Origin of the sequence: Psychrilyobacter sp. (genome assembly GCF_049671765.1) — a bacterium.
In the GTDB taxonomy this organism is placed as follows: Bacteria; Fusobacteriota; Fusobacteriia; order Fusobacteriales; family Fusobacteriaceae; genus Psychrilyobacter.
Genome location: NZ_JBATVM010000037.1, coordinates 1 through 4,951, shown reverse-complemented (window position 1 = coordinate 4,951; position 4,951 = coordinate 1). Strand labels below are relative to the sequence as shown.

General features: G+C 26.2%; 4 protein-coding genes. All 4 read right to left on the bottom strand.

Going from position 1 to position 4,951, the window contains the following annotated elements:
* Positions 1 to 148: 148 nt before the first annotated feature.
* Positions 149 to 973 (bottom strand): HD domain-containing protein, encoded by an 825-nt coding sequence (locus tag WBG30_RS01645; RefSeq protein WP_424502904.1) that lies wholly within the window; start codon positions 971 to 973, stop codon positions 149 to 151.
* Positions 974 to 1,010: 37 nt separating this feature from the next.
* On the bottom strand, positions 1,011 to 1,742 hold the full coding sequence (locus tag WBG30_RS01640) for an EFR1 family ferrodoxin (RefSeq protein ID WP_424502903.1): 732 nt from the start codon (positions 1,740 to 1,742) through the stop codon (positions 1,011 to 1,013).
* Positions 1,739 to 2,584 (bottom strand): lysostaphin resistance A-like protein, encoded by an 846-nt coding sequence (locus WBG30_RS01635; protein ID WP_424502902.1) that lies wholly within the window; start codon positions 2,582 to 2,584, stop codon positions 1,739 to 1,741. Before WBG30_RS01635 ends, WBG30_RS01640 begins: the two co-directional genes overlap by 4 nt.
* Positions 2,585 to 2,838: 254 nt before the next feature.
* Complete coding sequence (locus WBG30_RS01630) at positions 2,839 to 4,767, bottom strand: hypothetical protein (RefSeq protein WP_424502901.1); 1,929 nt, start codon at positions 4,765 to 4,767, stop codon at positions 2,839 to 2,841.
* Positions 4,768 to 4,951: the final 184 nt, after the last annotated feature.

Below are 4,951 nucleotides of genomic sequence, written 5' to 3'. Positions count from 1 at the left end.
CGGTAATAAACTTTTTATTGCTGGTTGTTCCTGTAATTTATTATAATTATTTTCCTGTGCTCTGATCCCCTTATATCCTTCAAAGAATATTTCATCATCGTAAACATTTTGATTCTTCCCCATTACTTGCCACCCCTATTTTTTATTTTTAAACCTTAATTTTTTTCATTGAATTTATAATGTTTTCTTCTAAATATTTTGTAAATAACTCTCTATTACTTAATAAGCCCCTATCATTGCTCTCCATTATTCTCTCGTTAAACTGTTTTTCTATATATTGTTTTGTAAATTTGTAAACAGGTTTTTCAATATACATTCCATTATCTTTTAATTCCTGTAGATCTACCTTCCATTCTGATTTGTTAAATGGATGCTCATGAGAATAAAATTGAACTATCCTATCTAATAACAGTTCCTTTGGATTTTCATAATTTCTACCTGTTTCACTTAGATCTTTATAAAAAGAAAGGGAGTGCATTACCCATGCCCTATCACAATCTCTCAGACCAAGCCTATCGCTTCCTGTGATTGGAATACCAATATATGGGTTATCATGAACAGCTATCATCCCCACAACCTTTTCTATTTCTTTTGAGTTGAAACCTTGCTCATATAAAATTTTAGATGCTAATGCCGCTCCTTCTTGCATATGAATAATTCTACTATTTGAATTAATCCAATTTTTTTTATCAGCTATAGCAAAATAACCACTATCGTGTAATATTATTGCTGTTACTATCAATCTATCGAGATTTTCTTCCTCAACTAAACTTAAAGCAAAATTTGTTGAAAATATTATATGATGGGGATCAAACCAACGCTTCTTTGAAGGATCCTCATATTCCTTAAATAGCCATCTAAAAACCCTTTTCTCCCTTTCATTTAATTTTTTTTCTAAAATCATCTTTAAATTATTTTCATTTTTTTCTGCTACTTCTTCTAGTATCTCTAAAATCTCTTTATATTTCAGCATTTTTCCTCCATTAAATTATATTTCCTTATTCTTATATCTAAATCTTACTTATGTCTATCTTTTTATTTTTAAACCTTAATTTTCCCCTAGTGTATTTTTTATATTCTATGGCTTCAAAGGGGCAATAGTTAATACATCTCAGGCATCCTTCACAGTGATCATCCCAAACGACTTTATCTCCTACCTTTATATTTTCTACCGGACATATCTTTTCACAAAATCCACACATGGTACATTTCTCATTGGTTTTAAATCCTCTTTTGGCTCCTCTAAAATACCACATGGCTAATTTATATACAGGAAGTAATAGATAATATTCAAAACTCCTACTTATTTTATTTTCTTTCATAGTTTTTATTTCTTTTATAATTTTACCTATCTCCTCATCTGCTACCCTATAGATTTTATCATTTTTTTCATCTCTACTTTTTTTACTAGTAAATACCGTGTCTGATCCTGGCATCTTGATTCCTTTGTTATAATTAAAAGGCATTAGATTATCTACTTGTTTGAATGTCCCACCATAATAACCGGCATATGTAAGGATAAAAAAAGAATATGTAGATTTATTTTGAACTCTTTTTAAAAATTTAAGCACTAGGTCTGGAACTCCAAAGGCATAACAGGGAACTACAACTCCTACTTTGTCCTCTAAAATTATATCTTCTTCTATCTTTGCTATATCTACCAAAATTCCTTTAGTTTTTTTAGCTATTTTTTGGGCTATATAATACGAATTTCCCGATCCACTAAAATAATATATCTTCATAGTACCTCCTGTTTTTCATATAATTTATTCATTTCTAATTTTTCGTCCAATCCCTTGAGATATTGAAAGAAAAGTATGGCTGAACCTATAAATATTATTACTCCTACTACAAATGAAATGATATTAGGAGAGTATCCCATATATTCTTTCGCTACCCCCATAATCATTGCAAATATATTATTAGTCATATGTAAAGTAATACACAATATCAAAGAATTGGTCTTATAGTAGATTATACCTAAAATTATTCCTATAAGTGTTGCATTGACAGACTGATGAATATTGAAGTGCCATATTCCAAAAATCAGTGCAGAGATAATTATAGCTTTTTTTGGACTATATCTACTCAATAATCCTGCTAGGATTATCCCTCTCATGAAAATTTCTTCAAAGATAGGAGCTACTGTCGCTCCATAAAAAATTTCATAATATGGATGTAGTTCCATCTCTCTCTCTACCTCTTTTATCCACTCTTCAAGTGGAACTTTATCCATTATTATTCCAATGGAACTTTGGTACCAAAGATAATACCCCATAATCAATAAAATAACAGACAACAATAATTTATAATTTAATTTCCCCATGTATTCTATTTTGAAATTTTCATCTCTATTTTTTTTAATATTTTTAAAGACTAATATTACTATTATTATCCTTAAAATTATATTTCCCAAAATTCCAATTATCTCTTTGGTATTCTCCATATCCCCAAAGGGAATGCTGTCGTATATCATATAAAATGGACCTATAAGAACCGGTATTATAAGTGTATAAAATACTACTGTCCACACAGCTCCTAAAACAGACAATTCAAATTTACTATCCCTAGATTGGTTTTCCATATTACTCCCCTTTATTTAAAAAAATTCTGTTACTTTCTCGATCTACGAGTACTTAATTTGTTTCTGTTTAGAAAAAAATTAAGATGTAGAAAACAGTAACCAAAGTTCAAGACTTATTAAAAATTTATATTCCATATTTGAAAAAATTAGGAAAAATCGAATCGATGTTATAGTTTAATGTAAGTCGTCGAATATTTTCCTAATTTTTTCTGCATATTTTATTTACTAAATTTTTAAAATGTCGATTTAAAAGTTTATAACCTTCTTTTCCCCCTAAATTTATTGACTTTTATTTCATTATTTTTATTTATTGAAAAACTTGATATATATTTCCTTTCTTCCAATTCCTTAGCCAATTTTTCATTCTTTTCAGTATTCTGAATATGTACTACTGTTCCACCTTCTAAAGGAGATATTCCCTTATATTCTTCTCCTGCCAAACCAATATAATTATTTATTTCATTTTTACTTAAATATTTAATTTGAGCTATCAATAATTCTAATAAAATTTTTGATAACCCCTCATCAATTTCTTCTGGATTTTCAATATAAATGTTGCAGATTTCAAAAATCAAATAATTATTTCCATTTAAAGTTTGCATATCTAAATTTTTAATTATTTCTAGTTTCTCTCTCTCTTTTAATTCTTTAGATTTTAATAATTTTGTATAGTCATCATTATCTAAATTTATTCTATCAAAATTACCAAGATATTCTTCAATATTTTTTTCAATAAATTCAATATGCTTATCTGGAAATTCTTGTTTTAAATCATCAATAATTTCACCATTCATTGCTAAGAGTTCGCATTTAAATAAAGTATTTATTTTAGAAATTGAAAGTTTACTGATATCTAAAATTTCATATTTTGCTCCAAAAGTTTCAGCTAAGAAAGAGTAAGCTATATCATTGATTTTATTAGATTTTAATATAAAACCGTCTAAATCATATTCTTCTTCATTTTTAAATACTTGTTCTGATAATACTTTGAAATGTTTTTCTTTATTTAAATATTCAACAAGTATATTTTCATCAAGATCTTCACTACTATAAATAGCAGAAACATTACCCCAACAAGCTTTCAACTTATTATTTTTCATTATTTCAGACCATAAAGTACAATCTTTTACATTTTTTATATCATCAATTATTTCATCGACATCTTCGATTATTTTTATCTTGTTTTCTTTTGATAAATCTTCTATATTCAATAAATCAAATAAATTATCCTCACTTGCTCTATTTCCAATAACTATTCCTATAAATTCATCTATAAAATCTTCGATAAGTGTCCTATCTATATTTTCAAATATCTGTAATTTATGACTTACTTCTAATTTTTTAGATTTCAACAATTCAATATAGTCTTCTCTCTCTAACTCTATATTATCAAAGTTTTTTAAATAATCTTCTATAAAATTTTCAATCAATATAATATGCTGTCTCTCTTCTTTTTTCTTCAAGGCTTCTATATTTTTTTGAGTAACTTGCAATTTTTCATTTTCTAATAATAAATTAACCTTCTCAATTGATAAATTTGATAGCTCTAATGAGCTATACCAATATGGAATACTTTTTATTAAATACTCATATGCAATATCATTGATTTTTTCAGATGATAGTATTTTTTTAGAAAATGAGACTATTTCTGCTCTTTTTTCTTCAAGTTCATCTTTAAAAGTGTTTATTTTTGATTCTGATAAAATATTATAATTACTTTCTTCATTCAAATAGTTAAATAAAATATCATCATCACTATTTCCATTTTCATGGTATATAAAAAGATTTTCCCAACTAACTGTTATCCTATTATGCTCAACAATTTCAGACCATAATTCAGAGTTATTTACTTTTGTAATATTATCTATTTTTTGATTTTCTTTTCTAATAACCTCAATCTTGTTTTCGCCAGATATATCATCATTATTCAATAACCAAATTATCGTTCCCATAGATTCTTCAGTATTATTTTCTATCTTTAAAAACACCTTTTCAATATACTCATTTATATTTTTTTCAATATAATTTTTTATCTCCTCTAAATCTTTCCTTTCTCTTGTCGTTGTCAAATGAGCAGTTTCTAATTCCTCTTTTAATCCTTCGTTTCCTTTATCAAAAATAATTTGATTTATCATCTTTTTATTGAATTGATAACAATCATTTTCATAGATATAATCAAACATATTTTTATTCTCTAAAAAATACGGAGATTTATATTACCCTTAAAATTTTAAAACTCTATACTTTTGAAGAAGCTTATTTTTTAAGCTCCTTTTTGCATATACTTTTTTATTTATATTATCCTTTGAAATAAATTTTTTACCGAAAATTCTTTATCATTTGACTAAACAATTTATTTTTTTTGCA

Excerpts from the sequence above, each read along its gene's own strand:
- WBG30_RS01645 (WP_424502904.1), bottom strand. The coding sequence starts at position 973 with ATGCTGAAATATAAAGAGATTTTAGAGATACTAGAAGAAGTAGCAGAA.
- WBG30_RS01640 (WP_424502903.1), bottom strand. The coding sequence starts at position 1,742 with ATGAAGATATATTATTTTAGTGGATCGGGAAATTCGTATTATATAGCC.
- WBG30_RS01635 (WP_424502902.1), bottom strand. The coding sequence starts at position 2,584 with ATGGAAAACCAATCTAGGGATAGTAAATTTGAATTGTCTGTTTTAGGA.
- WBG30_RS01630 (WP_424502901.1), bottom strand. The coding sequence starts at position 4,767 with ATGTTTGATTATATCTATGAAAATGATTGTTATCAATTCAATAAAAAG.